General features: G+C 66.9%; 18 protein-coding genes. 11 read left to right on the forward strand and 7 right to left on the reverse strand.

The annotated features are described in order from the left end of the window. The first annotated feature begins 200 nt into the window (after positions 1-200). Positions 201-806 carry a pseudouridine synthase gene (locus LQ953_RS12740; protein WP_231031368.1) on the forward strand — a complete coding sequence of 202 codons (606 nt, stop codon included), beginning with the start codon at positions 201-203 and terminating at the stop codon, positions 804-806. A gap of 136 nt (positions 807-942) precedes the next feature. Next, on the forward strand, positions 943-1,773 hold the full coding sequence (locus tag LQ953_RS12745) for a 23S rRNA (adenine(2030)-N(6))-methyltransferase RlmJ (protein WP_231031282.1): 831 nt from the start codon (positions 943-945) through the stop codon (positions 1,771-1,773). Positions 1,774-1,792: 19 nt separating this feature from the next. Here LQ953_RS12745 and LQ953_RS12750 read toward each other — a convergent pair whose 3' ends face one another. The 3 genes from LQ953_RS12750 to aspS all read right to left on the reverse strand — a co-directional run bounded on the left by LQ953_RS12750 (position 1,793) and on the right by aspS (position 5,958). Beyond that, positions 1,793-2,611, reverse strand: coding sequence for a polyphosphate kinase 2 family protein (locus LQ953_RS12750; protein WP_231031283.1), 819 nt, complete (start codon positions 2,609-2,611; stop codon positions 1,793-1,795). Between the two features lie 36 nt (positions 2,612-2,647). Continuing rightward, positions 2,648-4,039, reverse strand: coding sequence for an L-serine ammonia-lyase (locus LQ953_RS12755; protein ID WP_231031284.1), 1,392 nt, complete (start codon positions 4,037-4,039; stop codon positions 2,648-2,650). Positions 4,040-4,119: 80 nt separating this feature from the next. Then, positions 4,120-5,958 (reverse strand): aspartate--tRNA ligase, encoded by a 1,839-nt coding sequence (gene aspS, locus LQ953_RS12760; protein ID WP_231031369.1) that lies wholly within the window; start codon positions 5,956-5,958, stop codon positions 4,120-4,122. 115 nt (positions 5,959-6,073) lie between these two features. Between aspS and rnd the strand changes: the two genes are divergently transcribed. Continuing rightward, on the forward strand, positions 6,074-7,252 hold the full coding sequence (gene rnd / locus LQ953_RS12765; protein WP_231031370.1) for a ribonuclease D: 1,179 nt from the start codon (positions 6,074-6,076) through the stop codon (positions 7,250-7,252). Continuing rightward, positions 7,249-7,578 carry an I78 family peptidase inhibitor gene (locus LQ953_RS12770; protein WP_231031285.1) on the forward strand — a complete coding sequence of 110 codons (330 nt, stop codon included), beginning with the start codon at positions 7,249-7,251 and terminating at the stop codon, positions 7,576-7,578. Before rnd ends, LQ953_RS12770 begins: the two co-directional genes overlap by 4 nt. A gap of 136 nt (positions 7,579-7,714) precedes the next feature. On the opposite strand, the gene LQ953_RS12775 is transcribed toward LQ953_RS12770, so the two are convergent. Genes LQ953_RS12775 through LQ953_RS12790 form a run of 4 tightly spaced genes read right to left on the reverse strand, consistent with a single transcriptional unit; the run spans position 7,715 to position 13,294 of the window. Continuing rightward, complete coding sequence (locus LQ953_RS12775; protein WP_231031286.1) at positions 7,715-9,214, reverse strand: Ppx/GppA family phosphatase; 1,500 nt, start codon at positions 9,212-9,214, stop codon at positions 7,715-7,717. Positions 9,215-9,216: 2 nt separating this feature from the next. After that, positions 9,217-11,382 (reverse strand): RNA degradosome polyphosphate kinase, encoded by a 2,166-nt coding sequence (locus LQ953_RS12780; protein ID WP_231031287.1) that lies wholly within the window; start codon positions 11,380-11,382, stop codon positions 9,217-9,219. Continuing rightward, positions 11,379-11,993, reverse strand: a complete 615-nt coding sequence (locus LQ953_RS12785) for a chromosomal replication initiator DnaA (RefSeq protein WP_231031288.1) — start codon at positions 11,991-11,993, stop codon at positions 11,379-11,381. The genes LQ953_RS12780 and LQ953_RS12785 overlap by 4 nt, the downstream gene beginning before the upstream one ends. Beyond that, on the reverse strand, positions 11,990-13,294 hold the full coding sequence (locus tag LQ953_RS12790; RefSeq protein WP_231031289.1) for a heavy-metal-associated domain-containing protein: 1,305 nt from the start codon (positions 13,292-13,294) through the stop codon (positions 11,990-11,992). Before LQ953_RS12790 ends, LQ953_RS12785 begins: the two co-directional genes overlap by 4 nt. Positions 13,295-13,394: 100 nt before the next feature. Between LQ953_RS12790 and purM the strand changes: the two genes are divergently transcribed. The 7 genes from purM (at position 13,395) to pyrF (ending at position 19,433) form a co-directional block, all read left to right on the forward strand. Beyond that, a complete protein-coding gene (gene purM, locus LQ953_RS12795) occupies positions 13,395-14,489 on the forward strand; it encodes a phosphoribosylformylglycinamidine cyclo-ligase (RefSeq protein WP_231031290.1) in 1,095 nt (364 codons plus the stop codon). After that, positions 14,482-15,075 carry a phosphoribosylglycinamide formyltransferase gene (purN, locus tag LQ953_RS12800; RefSeq protein ID WP_231031291.1) on the forward strand — a complete coding sequence of 198 codons (594 nt, stop codon included), beginning with the start codon at positions 14,482-14,484 and terminating at the stop codon, positions 15,073-15,075. The genes purM and purN overlap by 8 nt, the downstream gene beginning before the upstream one ends. 81 nt (positions 15,076-15,156) lie before the next feature. Beyond that, entirely contained in the window at positions 15,157-15,357 is a 201-nt protein-coding gene (locus tag LQ953_RS12805; RefSeq protein WP_231031292.1) for a hypothetical protein, read from the forward strand. 43 nt (positions 15,358-15,400) lie between these two features. Beyond that, positions 15,401-16,096: an endonuclease/exonuclease/phosphatase family protein gene (locus tag LQ953_RS12810; RefSeq protein WP_231031293.1), complete on the forward strand. Its 696-nt coding sequence runs from the start codon at positions 15,401-15,403 to the stop codon at positions 16,094-16,096. After that, on the forward strand, positions 16,096-18,390 hold the full coding sequence (locus LQ953_RS12815; RefSeq protein ID WP_231031294.1) for a patatin-like protein: 2,295 nt from the start codon (positions 16,096-16,098) through the stop codon (positions 18,388-18,390). Before LQ953_RS12810 ends, LQ953_RS12815 begins: the two co-directional genes overlap by 1 nt. A gap of 60 nt (positions 18,391-18,450) precedes the next feature. Further along, positions 18,451-18,762, forward strand: coding sequence for a lipopolysaccharide assembly protein LapA domain-containing protein (locus LQ953_RS12820; RefSeq protein WP_231031295.1), 312 nt, complete (start codon positions 18,451-18,453; stop codon positions 18,760-18,762). Beyond that, on the forward strand, positions 18,759-19,433 hold the full coding sequence (gene pyrF / locus LQ953_RS12825) for an orotidine-5'-phosphate decarboxylase (RefSeq protein WP_231031296.1): 675 nt from the start codon (positions 18,759-18,761) through the stop codon (positions 19,431-19,433). Before LQ953_RS12820 ends, pyrF begins: the two co-directional genes overlap by 4 nt. The last annotated feature ends 1 nt before the right edge of the window (position 19,434 follow it).

A 19,434-nucleotide genomic window follows, 5' to 3' on the forward strand; every position in this document is an offset into this window, starting at 1 on the left:
GGTCCCGCTGCGTTCTCCGGAAAGAAGTAGAAGCGGGATCCCGGCTCAAGGCCGGGATGACGGGAGTGTTTTGGGCCGATAGCTGAGTGGCCGATCTTCGCCGAGAAGACAGGAAAGCCGGCCAACAGGTCTGGTGGGCGCGGGCCCGGCGGCGGCATGCGTCGGGAGACATAGCCGCAGCCGGACGCTATGCGCGCGGGATGGCCCGGCTGCTCCTGTTCAACAAACCCTTTGGGGTCTTGTCGCAATTCACGGATCGTGGATCGCCGACGGTTCGCTCGACCTTGTCGGACTTCATCGCGGTGAAGGGCGTCTATCCGGCCGGAAGACTCGATCGGGACAGCGAGGGCCTGTTGCTGCTCTGCGATGATGGGCGGCTGCAGGCGCGGATTGCCGATCCGCGCTTCAAGATGCCCAAGACCTATCTTGTGCAGGTCGAGGGCGATCCGCAGAAACCGGAACTGGCGCGCTTGCGGCAGGGCGTCATGCTCAAGGATGGCATGACCCTGCCGGCCGATGTTGCTCGTATCGACGCGCCGGACCTGTGGATGCGCGATCCGCCGATACGCCAGCGCAAGCACATCCCCGACAGCTGGCTGAAAATCACGATCCGCGAAGGGCGCAACCGGCAGGTGCGCCGCATGACGGCGACGGTCGGGTTGCCCACCCTGAGGCTGGTCCGCTGGTCGATCGGCGACTGGTGTGTCGCCGGGATCGCGCCGGGCCAGTTCGAGGAGGTGTCTGGCTCGGGCGAAAGGACCAGCGGCACGTCCAAGGTGCCGGTTGCCGCCGGCCGTAAAAGCTGATTTGAGGCTTCGCGCAGAGGGGCTTCGACGCCTTCCGCCCCGCGTACGCGCTCGGGATGAGTTGCTTCGGTCGTCTCGCGATCCGCTTTCTCTTGTAATTGCGTATCAAGGTACATCGGCAGGGTTCTGGAATTCAATGAATTATCGCCATTCCTTCCATGCCGGCAACAGCGCCGATGTCGTGAAGCACAGCCTGCTGATCGCGCTCGTCCGGGCCTTGCAGCAAAAGCCGGGCGCGTTGACCCTGGTCGACACCCATGCCGGCTGCGGGCTCTATGACCTTGGCGGCGAGCAGGCCCAGCGCACCGGCGAAGCCGCGCAAGGCGTGCTGCGGGCCTTTGCCGATGCGAACCCCTTGCTGGACGACTATCGCGCCGCCGTACGGGCGGTGAATGTCGGGGCAGAGCCGCACCTCTATCCCGGCTCGCCGCAGTTCCTGGCGCAGCTCCTGCGCCCGCAGGACCTGCTGATCCTCAATGAAAAGCATCCAGAGGACGCCCGTGCCCTGCGCGGGGCGATGCGCGGTACGTCTGCCGCCGTGCACGAGCGCGATGCCTATGAGCTTTGGCTGGCGATGGTGCCGACCCGAACGGCGCGCGGCGTCGTGGTGGTCGATCCGCCGTACGAGCAGACCGACGAACGCGCCCGCATCACCGCCACGCTCGCCGCGGCGCACCGCAAATGGGCGCATGGCGTGACGGTGATCTGGTATCCGCTGAAAGACCGCACGACGCATCTGCAGTGGAAGAACAAGTTGCGTGCGCTCGGCATCCCGAAATTCATGGTCGTGGAGCATTGGTTGTATGATGCCGACCAGCCCGGCATCTATAACGGCGCGGGCCTTTTCATCGTCAATCCGCCCTATGCCTTCACCCAGGCGCTGGCACCGCTGCTGGAAGCGCTCCGCGCCGCGCTGGCGCCGGAGGGGCATAGGGGCGAGATCACCGCGGGTTGGTTGGAGAATTGAGACTGTGAGCGACCGCCACTTAGACGCGGTCGTTCTGTTTATCCGAGCATGCAGTGGCGAGATCGAGGGGGCCCAGGGCTTGCTCGGCGACGCGGGCGACTTCGGGATCGAGCAGCGGGGGTGTCATCGGCACCTGTTGTTCCAGCGCATCGGCAATGGCCTTGAGCGCGGCGATGCGGGCAGCCTTCTTGTCGTTGCCGTCGATGACGATCCAGGGTGCGGCTTCGGTGTTCGTTTCACGGAACATGTCGTGCATGGCGTCGAGATAGTCGGCGCGGCGGGCGCGGTTGCGGAAGTCGTCCAGCCCGGTCTTCCAGCGTTTCCAGGGATGCTCGATACGGTCCTTTAGCCGCGCATCCTGGGTATCCTGCGTGGCGTGGACGAAGATCTTGATCAGCGTGGTGCCGTCGGCGACCTGCTGGGCTTCAAAGGCGTTGATCTCGCCATAGCTTGCGCGCCACTCTTCCTCGCTGGCATAGCCCTCGACCCGCTCGACCAGCACGCGGCCGTACCAGCTGCGGTCGAAGATCGCGATGTTGTGGTCGGATGGGAGCCGACGCCAGAAGCGCCAGAGGAAGTGGCGCGCCTTTTCCTCGGGCGTGGGCGCGGCGATCGGCCACACTTCGAAATAGCGCGGGTCCCACTTGGCGGTGAGGCGCTGGATGATGCCGCCCTTCCCTGCTGCGTCCCATCCTTCGAACAGGATGATCGCGCGGCGTTTGTGGACGATATGGGCGTAGTGGATGCGGCTCAGCCGGTCCTGGAGCTTTTTGAGCTTTTTCTTGTAGTGGCCGTCATAGGGTTTGCCGGCTTCATAATCGCTGAGATCGATGGTCATGCCCGGCCCAACGTGCGGGCGCGGCGAAACGCTGCATCAGCAGGCGACGACGTTGACCGCGAGGCCGCCTTGAGCGGTTTCCTTGTACTTGGAGCGCATGTCTTCGCCGGTCTGGCGCATCGTCTCAATCACGGCATCCAGGCTGACGATGTGGCTGCCATCGCCGTGGAGCGCGAGATAGGCGGCGTTGATCGCCTTGATCGCGCCCATCGTGTTGCGCTCGATGCAGGGGATCTGGACCAGACCGCCGATCGGATCGCAGGTGAGGCCGAGATTATGCTCCATGCCGATCTCGGCGGCATTCTCGATCTGGGCATTGGTGGCGCCGAGCGCGGCGGCGAGGCCGGCGGCAGCCATCGAGCAGGCGACGCCTACCTCGCCCTGGCAGCCCATCTCTGCTGCCGAGATCGAGGCACGCTTCTTGTAGAGGAAGCCGATCGCGGCGGCGGTCAGCAGGAAGGTGCGCGCGCCTGCCGGCGTGGGCGCGGCGCAGAAGGTCTCGTAATAGCGCAGCACTGCCGGGATGACGCCGGCGGCGCCGTTGGTCGGCGCGGTGACGACGCGGCCGCCTGCGGCATTCTCTTCGTTGACAGCAAGCGCCCAGAGGCTGACCCAGTCGAACACGAGCGAGGGGTCGCTGCGCGGGCCGCGGGCGATCAGGCGCTGGTGGAGGTCGCGGGCGCGGCGCTTTACCTTGAGCCCGCCGGGAAGCTCGCCCTCGCCGCGGCAGCCGCGGTCGATGCAGGCGGACATGGCGGCGCGCAGGCTGTCGATGAAGGCGTCGGTCTCGGCATCGTCGCGCCAGGCGGCTTCGTTGGCGCGGACGATGTCGGCGATGGAGACGCCCTGCGCTTCGCCCACTGCGAGCAGTTCGGCGCCTGAGGTGAAGGCGAAGGGGAGCTTGACGTTGGTCTGGGGCGGTTCGCAGCCACCCTCCACGATGGCGCCGCCGCCGATCGAGTAGACAAAGCTCTCATAGGGTTCTGCGTCGGCGTAATGCGCGACGAAGCGCATGCCGTTGGGGTGCGCGGGGAGGAAGCGGTCTTCGCGGAAGACGAGATGCTGGCCTTCCACGAAGGGTACTGCGACATGGCCGCCGAGGACGAGCTGCTGTTCGGCGCGGATGGTGGCGACGATGGTCGCCGCCGCGTCCGGGTCGACCATTTCGGGGCGGTGGCCGGCGAGGCCGAGCAAGACGGCGGTGTCGGTGGCGTGGCCGCGGCCAGTGAGGGCAAGCGAGCCGAACAGCTCGCAGGAGACGCTAGTCGGGGCGCCGCGATCGAGCGCGGCCTCGGCAAAGGCGGCGGCGGCGCGCATCGGGCCGACCGTGTGGGAGCTGGATGGGCCGATGCCGATGGTGAACAGATCGGCCAGGCCGATGGTCGCTTCCGCCTGGGTGCGGGCGCGGGGGTTTGCCTGGTCCAACATGCTCTCTCCTGCGCGGCTTCGTTACTGGACCATATAGGCGCGCGGAGGCGCCCCGGCGAGGGCCGGAGCGCCATGCGCGATCAGCCGGCTGCCGGATCTACGATGCCGTCGGTGCCCTTCTTGGCGAGGTCGGCCGCAACCTGCGGCGAGAGGCGGATGCTGAGTTCCTTCAGCTGCTTCTCGCTGACGAACGACGGTGCGCCCATCATCAGATCCTCGGCCTTTTGGGTCATCGGGAAGGTGATGACTTCGCGGATGTTGGGTTCGTCGGCGAGCAGCATGACGATGCGGTCGACGCCCGGTGCCGAGCCGCCGTGCGGGGGTGCGCCGAACTTGAAGGCGTTGATCATGCCGGCGAAGTTCGCGTCAACGTCGGCCTGGCTGTAGCCGGCGATCTCGAACGCCTTGTACATGATTTCCGGACGGTGGTTCCGGATCGCGCCCGAGCTGAGCTCGATGCCGTTGCAGACGATGTCGTACTGATAGGCGAGGATGTCGAGCGGGTCCTTGGTCTCCAGCGCCTCCAGCTCGCCCTGGGGCATGGAGAAGGGATTGTGGCTGAAGTCGACCTTCTTGGCGTCCTCGTCATACTCGAACATCGGGAAATCCACGATCCAGCAGAATTCGAAGCGCTTCTTGTCGATGAGGTCGAGCTGCTCGGCAGCGCGAGTGCGCGCCAAACCGGCGAGCTTGGCGGCCTGGGCTTCCTTGCCCGCGGCGAAGAAGATGCCGTCGTTCGGACCGAGGCCCATGGCTTCGGCGATCGCCTTCATGCCGTCCTGGCCGTGGTTGTTGGCGATGGGGCCGCCGAACACGCCGTCCTTCTGGGTGGCGTAGCCGAGGCCCGGGAAGCCTTCGCTTTGTGCCCAGCTGTTCATGTCGTCGAAGAACTTGCGGCTCTTCTCATGGGTGCCGGGGGCCGGGATCGCGCGGACGACGTCGCCGCCCTCGACGATCGAGGCGAAGCGGCCGAAGCCCGAGCCCTTGAAGAAGTCGGACACGTCGGTGATGACCAGCGGGTTGCGCAGGTCGGGCTTATCATTGCCGTACTTCAGCATCGATTCGCGGTACGGGATGCGCTTGAAGGGGAGCGCCGAGACGCTGCGGCCCTTGCCTTCCCAATCGGCGAATTCTTCAAACACGCCATGAAGAACGGGTTCGATCGCTGCAAAAACATCGTCTTGCGTGACGTAGCTCATTTCGAAATCGAGCTGGTAGAATTCACCTGGGCTGCGGTCGGCGCGGGCGTCCTCATCGCGGAAGCAAGGGGCGATCTGGAAATAACGGTCGAAGCCGGCGACCATCAGCAGCTGCTTGAACATCTGCGGCGCCTGGGGAAGCGCGTAGAACTTGCCCGGGTGGACGCGGCTGGGGACGAGATAGTCGCGGGCGCCTTCAGGGCTGGACGCGGTCAGGATCGGGGTCTGGAATTCGGTGAAGCCCTGATCGATCATGCGGCGGCGCAGCGACGAGATGACGTTGGAGCGCAGCAGAATGTTCTTGTGCACCTTGTCGCGGCGCAGATCGAGGAAGCGGTAGCGCAGGCGGATATCCTCGGGATATGCGGCGTCGCCGAACACCGGGAGCGGCAGTTCCTGTGCCTGGGACTGCACGGTGACCTGTGCGGCGCGGACCTCGATCTCGCCGGTCGGCAGGTTGGGGTTCACCACGCTGGCGTCGCGAGCGATCACCGTGCCGGTGACCGTCACCACCGATTCGCTGCGCAGCGACTCGATGGCGGCAAAGGCGGGGCCGCTGACGTCCGTGACGATCTGGGTGATGCCATAATGGTCGCGCAGGTCGATGAAGACGAGATCGCCATGGTCACGCTTGCGATGCACCCAGCCGGAGACGCGGACTTCCTGTCCGACATGATCGGCGCGCAGCTGAGCGCAGGTATGGGTGCGATACGGGTGCATGGTCATTCTCTCGATGATCGTCGCCTTCGCGGCGGCGCAGGCATGGTAAGCGTGGCCGCGCATTCCTGTCACACCCCACTTTTGTCAACCCGAAGACCCGTATATGGCGATGCTGATGCACATACATGGTCTGATCGAGGACACCGCCACCCTCGCCGCTCTTTGCTCTCGCCTTGCGAAGTCCGACTTCATCACGGTCGACACCGAGTTCATGCGCGAGAACAGCTATTGGCCCGAGCTTTGCCTGATCCAGGTGGCGAACACGGAAGAAGCCGCGGCGATCGATCCGATGGCGCCTGGGCTCGACCTGAAGCCGTTGCTCGATCTGATGACCGAGAATGACGAGGTTCTGAAAGTCTTCCATGCCGGCGGACAGGATCTCGAGATCGTTTATAACCTAACCGGCAAGACCCCCTTCCCCCTGTTCGACACGCAGGTGGCGGCGATGGCGCTCGGCCAGGGCGAGCAGATCGGCTACTCCAATCTGGTCGATACCTATCTGGGCATCGTCGTCGACAAGGGCGCGCGCTTCACCGACTGGGCGCGCCGGCCGCTGGACGCGCGGCAGATCGAATATGCGATCGGCGACGTTACGCACCTTTCCAAGATCTTTCCCAAGATGCTGGAAAAGCTGCGCAAGAGCGGGCGCGGCGTGTGGCTGAACCAGGAAATGGAGCGGCTGGGCGACCCGGAGAATTACCGCAACGATCCCGACGCCGCCTGGGAGCGGGTGCGCATTTCCAGCCGCAAGCCCGAAGTGCTGGGACGGCTGAAGGCGTTGGCGCGGTGGCGCGAACTGGAAGCGCAGGGCAAGAACCTGCCGCGCGGCCGCATCGTCAAGGACGAGACGCTGGCCGACCTGGCGAGCAATCCGCCGCGCAAGCAGGCCGACCTGACGCGCGTGCGCGGGCTGTCGGCCGCATGGGCGAACAACGATATCGGCGGGCGGCTGATGGCGGCGATCGAAGGATCGAGGCCGATGTCGGCGGCCGAAATGCCGTCGCGCGACGAGCGCAAGCCGGCGCTGGGCAAGGACGGGGCGCTGGTTGCTGACCTGCTCAAGCTGCTGCTTAAGATCCGCGCCAAGGAGATCAACGTGGCGGCGCGGCTGCTGGCACGGTCGGAAGATCTGGAAGCGCTGGCTTCAGGCGTGCGCGTGGACCTGCCGATCCTGGAGGGGTGGCGTTACGAGCAGTTCGGGCGCGACGCGCTGGCGCTGGTCGAGGGTCAGCTTGGGTTCACGGTCAAGGGCGGAAAGCTCAAGATGACCCGTACCGAGGAGCCCGCCGCATGATCCGTTCGCTGCTGCCCATCGCCGCACTGGCCTGTGCCGCCTGCACGCCGCAGGCGCGGCCCCGGGCCCCGGCACAGGAGCATCCCCAGGTGACCGAAATAGCGCCCCCTGCCGTGCCCGTGGGCACGTGCGGCAGCGAGCGGCTTGCGACGCTGGTGGGTAAGACCCGTAGCGAAGCAGTCGCGGCCGAGGCGCTGCGGCTTTCCGGCGCGCGGACTCTGCGCTGGATCGAGCCGGGCATGGCGGTGACGATGGATTATCGCCAGGACCGGCTGAACCTGTACGTCGACGCGCAAGGCAAGGTCGAGCGGCTCAGCTGCAGCTGAGCCGCGGCTAAGGCTGTATCGACATTGGCGCTCGGTTCTCCCCTCCTCCCAAGGGAGGGGCTTATGCGCTGCTCGGAATTCCTAACCCACCCCTGGCCCCTCCCTTACAGGGAGGGGAATTCGACATCGAAGGGGTCTAGACTTCCAGCACCGGCTGGCAGCCGAAGGCAGCGGCGAGCGCCTTGTGCCGGCGGGCGACGGTGTCGCCGTAGAGCGCCTCATCCTCGGGCGGCAGGCACAGCGCGAGTGTTCCGTCCGAAAGCGTGAGACGCGAGCGCTGCAACGGCGCCGCGACTCCGCCGCTCAGCCGCTGGCCCAGCCGCATGGCGAGGCCCCATAGCTTGGCGCGGCGCAGGGCCTCTGGCCCGGAAAGCCGGCCAAGCGGCTCGGGGCTGTTCATCTTGCCGCCGAGCGATGCGTAGAGCGCCTGCGCGATCAGTGCGCGGCCCCTGGCATCCACGCCGACCCAATTGCCGTGCAGCCCGATTTCCATGCCGCGTTCGTCGCGGAATTCGGGGTTGGCGCGCCAGCCGACATCGGCGAGCAGGCAGGCGGCATGACGCAACCGGGCAATGTCGGCAGGCTCATCGGCGAAGAGGGGCGCGATCCAGCGATCGAGCAAGTCGCCATGTTCGGGGAAGCGGCCGAGCCGGCGCCCTTCGTCGCGCGCGGCGACGATCAGCGGGTCCTGCTGGCGCTCCTCGCGCGAGAGGCGCTGGAACAACAGCCCTTCGCGCAGGCCATAGGCCGATACCACCGTGCCGCTGCTGCCCAGATGCTTGAGGACGCTGCCGAGGAGCACGGTGGCGTTGTCCAGCGTAGGCAGGCGCGCGCTCGAGAGATCAGGAACCGCCTTGAGCTCGGCCTTGGACAAGTCGGCGAGCGCCCGGGTGAGTTCGCCGATGCGATCGAGCGACAGGGTGTATTGATGCAGCACGGGCAGCGGGTAGGCGGTCAGGTGCATGTCGAGCTTGGCGAGCGAACGCCACGAGCCGCCGACCAGGTAGAATGGCAGCCCCTTCCCCCTGCCCGTCCAGCCGGTCTCGGCGATCAGCCGGGCGACGGTGCGGTCGAGCACGCCCTTGCCCTGGGCACGGATGGCGCCGAGGCGGAGCACGCCCAGTGGGAACGAAACGCGGTCGGTGACGGTGCCCGCCACGACGCGGACCAGCTCCAGGCTGCCGCCGCCGAGATCACCGACAACGCCGTCCGCTTCGGGGATGCCGGACAGCACGCCAAAGCCGGAAGCCATTGCCTCCTCTTCGCCGGCAAGCAGCTCGACTTCGAGCCCGTAGCGGCGGGCGGCGGCGATGAGTTCGTGGCCGTTAGACGCATCGCGTACCGCCGCGGTGGCGACGGTGCGCAATTCGTTCACCTGCATCTCACGCGCCAGCCTGGCGAAGCGTTGCAACGCCGAGCAGGCCAGCTTCAGACTGGCGGGTTCGATCGCGCCGGTTTCGCTGAGCGAGCGGCCGAGCCCGGCCATGACCTTCTCGTTGAACAGGATCGCGGGCAGACGGACCGGCCCCTGATACACGACCAGGCGGACCGAGTTGGAGCCGATGTCGATGATGGCGAGGCGGGGCTCATCGGCTACCTCCGCCTGACGCGGCTTGGCCGACAGCAGATTGGCCAAGCTCACGCGCCCTTGGCCGCGCGGCGGCGCTTCAGCGAAAGCTTCGGCACGGGCTTACGCGTTTCCAGCGCAGCGCCGCGGCCTGACAGTGACGGGTTGGTCATGAAATAACGGTGCAGGTTGAATGCCCCTTCGCTGGTGTCGGCGCGGACATAGCTGCCATCGGGCTTCAGCCACCAGCTCTGTTCGTTGTCGAGCAGATTGGCCACCATCACCTGATCCAGCACCTGGTCATGCACCGTCTTGTTGAGGATCGGTAACATGAACTCCACGCGGCGGTCGAAGTTGCGCTGCATCCAGTCCGCCGAGGAGATGAACAGCTTTGCCTCGTCATTGGGCAGCGCGTTGCCGTTGCCGAACGCCCAGATGCGGCTGTGTTCCAGGAAGCGGCCGACGATCGATTTGACGCGAATATTCTCCGACATGCCGGGCACGCCCGGGCGCAGGCAGCAGATGCCGCGGATGACGAGGTCGATCTCCACGCCGGCGCTGCTCGCCTCGTACAGCTTCTCGATGGTGGCGGGATCGACCAGCGAGTTCATCTTGGCCCAGATCGCACCGGGCCTGCCGGCACGAGCATGGGCGATTTCGCTCTCGATCAGATCGCGAAGCCGGTCGCGCAGGTCGCGCGGGCTGATCGCCATGAGCTTGAGCTTCTTGGGCTCGACATAGCCGGTGACGTAATTGAAGATTTGTGCCGCGTCGGTGCCGATGCGCGGATCGGCGGTGAAGAAACTGAGATCGGTGTAGATGCGCGCGGTCACCGGGTGATAATTGCCGGTGCCGAGGTGGCAATAGGTGCGGAAGCCATTGCCCTCGCGCCGGACCACCATCGAGATCTTGGCGTGGGTCTTCCAGTCGATAAAGCCATAGACCACCTGGACGCCGGCACGCTCCAGCGCGGTTGCCCAGAGGAGATTCTGTTCCTCGTCGAAGCGGGCCTTGAGCTCCACCACGGCAGTGACGGACTTGCCGGCTTCGGCCGCAGCGATCAGCGCGCTGATGACGCCGGCCTGCTTGCCGGCGCGGTAGAGCGTCTGCTTGATGGCGACGACGTCTGGGTCCTGCGCGGCTTGCGTCAGGAAGGCGATCACTACGTCGAAGGTTTCGTAGGGATGGTGAACGACGATGTCCTTGGCGCGAATCGCCGCGAAGCAGTCGCCGCCATATTCCCGGATGCGCTCGGGGAAGCGCGGGGTGTAGAGCGAGAATTTGAGCTCGGGGCGGTCCTCGTCGACCAGCTTGGCGAGATCGCCGACGCCCAGGAAACCGCCGGTTTCGGTGAGCAGCGCCTCGCTGCCGCCCAGTTCCTCCTTGAGCACGGCTTCGAGCGAGGGGGGCGTCGAGTCCTCCATCTCCAGGCGGATTACCCGGCCGCGGCGGCGCCGCTTGATCGCGCTGCGGAAGGTGAGGACGAGGTCTTCGGCTTCTTCCTCGATCTCCAGGTCGCTGTCGCGCAGGACGCGGAACACTGCCGAGCCGCGGACGGTGTAGCCGGGGAACAGCAGGTGCCAGAAATGCTTCACCACCGTCTCGATCGCGACATAGCGCGCAGGTTCGCCGGGCAGGCGCAGGAAGCGCGGCATGGTGGTGGGGAGCAAAACGAGTTCGCGGATCGGCTCCTGGTCCTTGTCACGCACCAAGTCGAAGATGACGCTGAGCCCCTGATTGGGGATGAAGGGAAACGGGTGCGCGGGATCGAGCGCCTGGGGGGTCAGGATCGGGAAGATTTGCTCGCCGAAATGCCCCTCCAGCCAGTCCTGGGTCGCCCCTTCGATGCCGTCGGCTTCCAGCACCTCAATGCCGGCCTCCGCCAGCTGGCCGCGGATCAGATTCCAGACGCTTTGCTGGTTGTCAGCGAGGATCTTCGCCTCGGCGGAAATGGCGGCGAGCTGCTGCCCCGGGGTGAGGCCGTCGGCGGAGCGCGCTTCCACCTGCTGAAGCTCCTGGCCGAGCAGGCCGGCGACGCGGACCATGAAGAATTCGTCGAAGTTCGACCCCGAGATCGACAGGAAGCGCAGCCGCTCAAGGAGGGGATGCGCAGGGTTGCAGGCCTCGTCCATCACCCGGCGGTTGAAGGCGAGCCAGCTCATCTCGCGGTTGAAATAGCGGTCGCCAGCCATGCCCGTTTCTGGCTCCGGAATCGCTTGCGGCCGCACTTTGGTCATGGTTCCTCGTCTTCTTGCCACTTGCTCAGCAGCCCGGCGTTCCCGAGCACCTGGCGCACCATGGGAATGGTCAAGCGCTGCTCGGCCTCGGTCTCCAGCACATCGGCAACGCGCAGGATCGCGATATGGCTGCGCTCGATCCGGCGCGAGAGCCAGGCGACGACGTCAGGCTTGGCGTGGAGAAGGTGGCGCTCGAACGCGCGCTCGATGAGCTGGGGGATCAGCGCGTCATCGGGCGGGCCGATCTCCAGCAGCGGCGAGGCGGCAAGGCGCGAGCGCAGGTCGGGGAGCTTGACCTCCCAGACAGGTGGCGCGGCTTCGGCCACCATCAGCAACGGGCGGCGTTCCTGCTGTGCCTGGTTCCAGGCGTGGAAGACGTCGGTCTCCGCCGCACGATCGGCATCGTCGAAGATGTGGCCGCCGCTCTTGGCTGCGAAGATGCGGGCCAGCAGGCTGCGGCCGGATTTACGCGGGCCGACCAGCAACGCGGCCATCACCGGCCAGGTCGCCCAGCGCTCCAGCTGCTGCACGGCGTGCACGTTGGAGTCGCTGACCAGGAATTCCGTCTCACGCGCTTCGGGCAGGCCGAGCGGCAGGCGCAGCTGCGTCATTCGCCGGTTGCGGCGCTCGGGTTCGCGGGCGCGGAAGGCGGTGCCGCGCCCGGGGCGGGGCCTGCTGCCCGGCGGATGCGGAGCACGCCGACGCCTTCCTGAACTTGCCACCCCCGCGCCTCCAAAGCCGCCCGCAGGCCGGCGATAGAGCCATCATACGACACGCGCATGACGGAGACGCCGCCCAGCGCCAGGCTGGTAGTGGCCGCCGAGCGAACGCCGGGCACGCCGCGCACCGCCGATTCGGAAGCGTTGAGCGCGGCGACATTGGGCGTGTCGACCTGCACGGTATAGCTGGCCGTGGACACGCTGCTGGGCAGCGGCGTGGGAGTTTCGGACGGCGCCGCGGCGGCGGCGGCCGCTTCTGCCGCTGCCTCGGCTTCGGCCTTCTTCTCGGCCTCACTCTTCACGCGCGGGGGCCGGGTGGCGAGCAGCGCGTCGGTGCGGAGCAATCCGCCGGCCAGCGCCTGCTGGTACGCCTTGTCGATCCGCTGGATGCCCGCGTCGAGCAGTGTGTCGAGCGCGTCGCCATTGTCGACGCGCAGCGCAAAGCTGGCGATCGGCTTGCGGTCGGGCCCGTGATTGGCGGCGAAGATGCCGACCACCGGACCGCCGGGATATTCGCGGCGCAGCTGCACTTCGGCGACCAGCACGTCGGAAGCGCCATATTGGTCGAGCACGGTGCGCCACCAGTTACGCCCGCGGCGCAGCGTCTGGCCGGCGTTGATCAACAGCGCGTCGGGGCCGGTGCCGCCGAGGCGGACATAATCGATGGTGCTGCCGCCGCTGCGGAAACGGTTCCATGCGCGCATCCAGGCGGTTTCCCGCTCGAACACGCGCCCTACCCCGCCGGAAAACTCCAGCGGAATGAGCAGCATCGGCGCGGAGCGCGTCACCTGAGTCGACACGCCCAGGATAGCGCCGGCACGGGCACGGTCGAACAGCACGCCCAGACTGGCGATATAGCGGTTCGGGCCGATCTGTTCACGCTCGACCACGATGCCAGCGGAAAGCGAATCCAGCGTGCTGTCGGGCAGGCTCGACTTCTTGCCGGTCAGGCGCTGCGACAGCATCTCCCAACCCTTGCGCTGGGCCAGGCGCCAGCCACCCTGGCGCGCGGCGTCGGCGTCCTTGGCCGATACGTCGACCCGAACGCCCGATACTTCGAAGCTGCCCGAGGCGTCGACCGCGACTCCTGCGGCAGCGCCGCCGCCGCCCTGCGCCATCACCATGCCGCCCACGCCGGCCAGAGCGAGCGCGCCAGCGATGCCGACAATGGTGGAGGAACGCGAAACCTGCATGCGGGCGCTCTTTTGGCGGAGGCGTGCGTCGAAGCCAAGCGCGTAATGATCAACAAGAGGGAGTTCCGATTTCCCTCAACCGGCGCTAAGCGCGTCCGCCATGAGCGACGAGCAAGCCTATACCTACGCCCAGGCCGGCGTTTCCATCGCAGCGGGCAATGCCCTGGTCCGGGCCATCGCCCCGCTTGCCCGATCGACGCGGCGCCCGGGCGCCGACGCCGACCTGGGTGGCTTTGGTGGCCTGTTCGACCTGAAGGCCGCCGGGTTCGAGGATCCTCTGCTGGTCGCGGCCAATGACGGCGTCGGCACCAAGCTGAAGCTGGCCATCGAGCATGACGCGCATGACGGCGTCGGGGTCGACCTGGTCGCGATGTGCGCCAACGACTTGATCGTGCAGGGTGCCGAGCCTTTGTTCTTCCTGGACTATTATGCCAGCGGCAAGCTGGACGCGGGCGTTGCCGAGCGCGTGATCGCCAGTATTGCCGACGGGTGCCGCCAGGCGGGCTGCGCGCTGATCGGCGGCGAGACCGCCGAGATGCCGGGCATGTATGCCGATGGCGATTACGACCTGGCCGGCTTCTGTGTCGGCGCGGTGGAGCGCAAGAACCTGCTCGACGGCAGCAAGATCCGTCCCGGCGACGTGCTGCTGGGCCTCGCCTCGACGGGCGTGCATTCCAATGGATTCTCGCTGGTACGCCGGCTGGCTGCCGACAAGGGGTGGAAGCTCAACCGGCCTTCGGTGTTCGACCAGGAACGGCTGCTGATCGACACGCTGATGGCGCCGACGCGTATCTATGTCGCCAGCCTGTTGCCGCAGCTGCGCAAGGGCACGATCCACGGTCTGGCGCACATCACCGGCGGCGGACTGCTGGAGAATGTGCCGCGCGTGCTGCCGCAGGATTGCCATGCCCGGATCGATGCCGGCGCGTGGGCGCTGCCGCGGCTGATGGCGTTCCTGCAGGCGCAGGGGAATATCGAGCCCGAGGAGATGGCGCGAACCTTCAACTGCGGCGTCGGCATGGTGGCGGCAGTTGCGGCCAACCAGGCAGAGGGCGTGGCACGCGAGCTTACCGAGGCCGGCGAAACCGTGTTCACCATCGGCACGGTGGAAGAAGGCCCGCGCGGCTGCACCGTATTCGGCGCCGAGGAAATCTGGAGCGCCCGCCAGCCTTGGTCCGCCACGCATAATGGCTAAGCGCCGGCTGGGCATCCTGATCTCGGGACGCGGCTCCAACATGGCGTCGCTGGTGGAAGCATCGCGCGCGGCCGACTGCCCCTATGAAGTTGTGCTGGTCGCCAGCGACAAGCCGGCCGCGGCGGGGCTCGGCTGGGCCGCCGAACAGGGCATCGCCACCTTTGCGCAGAGCCCCAAGGGGATGCCCAAGGCCGAGTATGAAGCGGCGATCGACGCCGCGCTGCGGGACGCTGGAGTCGAGGCGATCGCGCTTGCCGGCTATATGCGGCTGCTGTCCGACGACTTCGTTGCGCGGTGGCGTGGGCGGATCGTCAACATCCATCCCTCGCTGCTGCCCAAGTACAAGGGGCTCGACACGCATGCGCGCGCCCTTGCCGCGGGCGATGCGACAGCGGGTTGTTCGGTGCATATCGTGACCGAAGAACTCGACGGCGGCGCGTTGCTGGGCCAGGCCCAAGTGCCCGTGCTGCCCGGCGACACCGCCGACAGCCTGGCCGCGCGCGTTCTGGAACAGGAGCATCGGCTATACCCGCAAACCGTCGCCGCATGGCTGCGCGGTGCTGAGACCGCCGCACATTCTTCCTAACATCGGATATTTTCGTAACGCGCTGAGTTGATGGCCAATAGCTCAAACGAGCAGGTCATCAGGAACGAGAGAGGCGCGTTGATGCCCCATCCCCATCTGTCCAACACGCCGGAAAAGGCCGGCGGCACCGCCACTGCGGAGCAGGGTCAGGTCATGCTCGACGGACCGGACGGCGTCGCTGTCGCAATGACGCCGGAAGCCGCGCTCCTGACCGCGCAGAGCCTGACCGCCGCGGCCGAAGAAGCGACCGACCAGCAGAGTGCCGAGGGGCATCCGAGCTGACCCCCTTGCCTATCCGTATCTCAGCGCCCGATAAGAGGCGCGCATGATCAAGGTCGCCAGTTATAACATGCGCAAGTCGATCGGCACCGATCGGCGGCGGCGCCCCGAGCGGACGCTGCAGGTGCTGTGCGAAATCGACGCCGACATTGTCGCCTTGCAGGAGGCCGACCGCCGCTTTGGCGCGCGGGAGGCGGTGCTGACTCCGCACCTGCTAGCCGAGCATGGCGACTGGAAGCCGGTGATGTTCGGCATGCGGGCGCGCTCGATGGGTTGGCACGGCAACGCGCTGCTGGTGCGGCGCGATGCCGAGGTTCTGGATTGCGAGGCGATCCATTTGCCGGCGCTGGAGCCGCGCGGCGCAGTGATGGCGGACATTCGGCTGAAGGGCCAGGTGATCCGAGTCGTCGGCATGCATCTCGACCTGTCGGGCCTGTGGCGGCGGCGGCAGGCGCATGCGGTGATCGCGCATCTTAACGCCAGCGCGCAAAGCTATCCCACCGTGCTGATGGGCGACCTGAACGACTGGAGCGCGCAAGGCGGGTGCCTGCGTGATTTCGGCCAGCATTTCACCTTTGCCGCAACCGGCAAGAGTTTCCATGCGCGGCGGCCGATGGCGCGGCTCGACCGGATCATGGTCACGCCTGATTTGGCGATCGGGGAGTGCGGCGTGCACGAAAGCCTGCATGCCCGCACCGCATCCGACCATCTTCCGATCTGGGCCGAGCTCCAGCCCGCTTGATGGTGCAACCCCGCGACAAGGAATTGCGGCTCGCGCTGGTCTGCTATGGCGGGATCAGCCTGGCCGTCTACATGCACGGCATCACCAAGGAGATATGGCGGCTGGCGCGTGCCAGCTGTTCGGCGCAGGCGGGCGAGGACGGCAACGGCATCTATCGCGAGCTGCTCGAGGAAATCCGCGCAACATCGGGCGTCAACCTGCGGGTGCTGGTGGACATATTGTCCGGGGCGAGCGCGGGCGGGATCAACGCGATCTTCCTGGCACAGGCGATCAACAGCGGCCAATCCCTGGAACCGCTGACCGAGCTGTGGCTGAAGCATGCCGATGTAGAGGCTCTGATAGAGCCCCGGCAGGCGCCGTCGCACCGGTTCGCCAAGATATGGGCCGCGCCGATCGCCTGGATCGTCGCCAATCGCAGCAAAACCATCGACGCCACGGTCGACGCTGAAGCCCGCGACGAAGTGCGGATGAAGCTGGAACGGTTCGTCCGCTCGCGCTGGTTCGAGCCGCCCTTTGGGGGCACGCGGCTGCTCACCATGCTACTCGACGCATTCCAGGCGATGCAGGACGGCCCGACCGCGCACCGGTTGCTGCCCGAGGGGCAGCCGCTCGACCTGTTCGTCACCGTCACCGATTTTCGCGGGCATCCTGAGACGATCCGGCTCAATTCGCCCGAGCAGGTGCTGGAGACCGAGCATCGGCTGGTGTTTCCCTTCTCGGCCCGGGGCACCGAGGCCGGGGCGCTCGCCCATTCCGCTGAGTTGGCGTTCGCGGCGCGGGCGACGTCGAGCTTCCCCGGCGCCTTTCCACCCTTCGGCGTGGAGGAGATCGACACCGTGCTCGCCGAGCGTGGCGACAGCTGGGAGAGCCGCGATGCGTTCCTGGCCCGGACGCTGCCGCAGCAATGGGAGGACAACCGCGCCGAGAAGGCAGTGCTGATCGACGGATCGGTGCTCGCCAACGCGCCCTTTCGCCCCGCAATCGAAGCGCTGCGCGAGCGGCCGTCGCGCCGGCAGGTGGACCGGCGCTTCGTGTTCATCGATCCGTTTCCCGATTTCCGCTTCGACTTCTACGGCGATCAGGCCGCCAAGCCGGGCTTTTTCCAGACGATCATCGGATCGCTGTCCGAGCTGCCGCGCGCGCAGCCGATCCGCGACAATCTGGAGGCGATCTCTGCGCGGTCGGATAAGATCGAGCGGATGGTGGCGATCACCGCCGAGATCCGCGCCGAAGTGGAGGCGCAGGTAGAGGCGCTGTTCGGCTATACGCTGTGGCTCGATTACCCGACGCCCAAGCGGATCGCGGCATGGCGGCGGCGCGCGCAGGTCGCGGCGGCGGCGAAGGCGGGCTATGGCCACACGGCGTATGGGCTGCTGAAGGTCGAGGGTACGATCGACCGGCTCGCGCGGCTGATCTACACGATCGGCGACCGGCACGAGCCCGACCGCCTGCGCGAGATTCGCACCGCGATTGCGGGAGCGGTGCGCGAGCGCGGTGCCGACCGGTTCGGCGCGATGATCTCCAACGGCGCCAATCCCCAGACGCTCGATTTTCTGCGCAGTCACGATCTGGGCTTCCGCATCCGGCGGCTGCGGTTGCTGGCGCGGCGCCTAAGCGAAGTCGATGCGCCCGACGCAGGCACCGAGCTGTTGCCGATGCGGACCGCCATTTACGAATCGCTGGCGGGCTACGTGGAATGCAAACGCTCCGAGCCGTTTGCCGATCTGCGCGACGCGGTACGTGACGTGACGCAGGATCCCTGGCCGGTGCTGGACCTGATCGGCGAGCGCATGGCGCTGCGCGCGCTCGACACCGCGAGCGATGCGCGGCTTTCGGATGGGTTCAGTGCCCTGTCCAAGGAGTTGCGGCGGCCGATGCTGCTGGCGCATCTGGGCTTTCCCTTCTTCGACATCGCCACGCTGCCGCTGCTCCAGGGCGAGGGTATGGACGAGTTCGACCCCATCCGCGTCGACCGCATCTCGCCGGACGACGCAGTGGCGATCCGCCAGGGCGGGGCGCAGGCGACGCTGAAGGGCATCCAGTTCAACAATTTCGGCGCGTTCTTCAGCCGCGCCTATCGCGAGAACGACTATCTGTGGGGGCGGCTGCATGGTGCCGACCGGCTGATCGACATCGTGCTGTCCACATTGGCGGCGGAGGACCGACTTGCCGGCGAGCGCGTGTCGGCGATCAAGCGGCGCGCGTTTCACGCGATCCTGGATGAAGAGGAAGCGCGGCTCACTGCGGTGCCCGGGCTGTTCCGGCAGCTGCGCGAGGAGATCGGGCCGCGCTGACTGGCAATGCGCGCTGCGCGGCCCTAAGGTTGCAGGCGTTACGATTTGAACGGAGGCGGAATGCGGTTTCTGAAGGTGCTGTTCTGGCTGTTGCTGGGCGGCCTCGTCGCAGCATTCGTGATCTACAATGGCGATGAGACGGTTACGCTCCGCCTGTCGTCCACCCTTGTCGCGGATTTCAGCCTGCCGCTCCTGCTGATCCTTGTGTTCCTGCTGGGCCTGCTGCCGTCGATGGTCGCGTATCAGGCGATGCGCTGGCGCGCGCGGCAGCGCATTGCGGGGCTGGAACGTGCATTGACCGATTTGCGGGCAGTGACCGCGCCGCCTGCCGAGCCGGTGGTGGAGCTGCCGGCTCCGGAGCCCCGCGCATGACGTCGCCGGTTTACGTCGCGCTGGACACGCCCGATCTCGAGCGGGCGCGCGCCATTGCCAGCCGCGTGCGCACCCATGTGGGCGGGATCAAGCTGGGCCTGGAATTCTTCATGGCGAACGGCAGCCGCGGCGTGCAGGCGCTGGCCGAGATCGGCCTGCCGATCTTCCTTGACCTGAAGTTCCACGACATCCCCAATACCGTCGCCAAGGCGATCGAGGCGCTGGGCGGGATCAAACCCGCGATCCTGACCGTGCATGCCGCGGGCGGGCGGGCGATGCTGGAGGCTGCCAAGGCTGCGGCACCGGCAGGCACCAAGGTGGTGGCGGTGACCATGCTCACCAGCCTGGACGACCAGGACCTTGCCTCCATCGGCGTCGCGCCCGACCCGCATGCGCAGGTTATGCGCCTAGCAGAGCTTGCTCGCGCATCGGGCGTAGACGGCATCGTCTGTTCGGGTGAGGAAGTCGCCGCTGCCAAGGCCGCCTGGTCCGAGGGGTTCTTCGTCGTGCCGGGGGTGCGCCCCGCCAGTGGGTCGGCGGGTGACCAGAAGCGCGTGGTCACGCCGCGCGCCGCGCTGGATTCGGGCGCATCGATCCTGGTGATCGGCCGGCCGATCACCCAGGCAGAGGACCCGGATCATGCCGCCCGGGACATCGCCGCCACGCTGTAAG

This window comes from Sphingomonas sp. IC-56, assembly GCF_021043375.1.
GTDB lineage: Bacteria > Pseudomonadota > Alphaproteobacteria > Sphingomonadales > Sphingomonadaceae > Sphingomonas.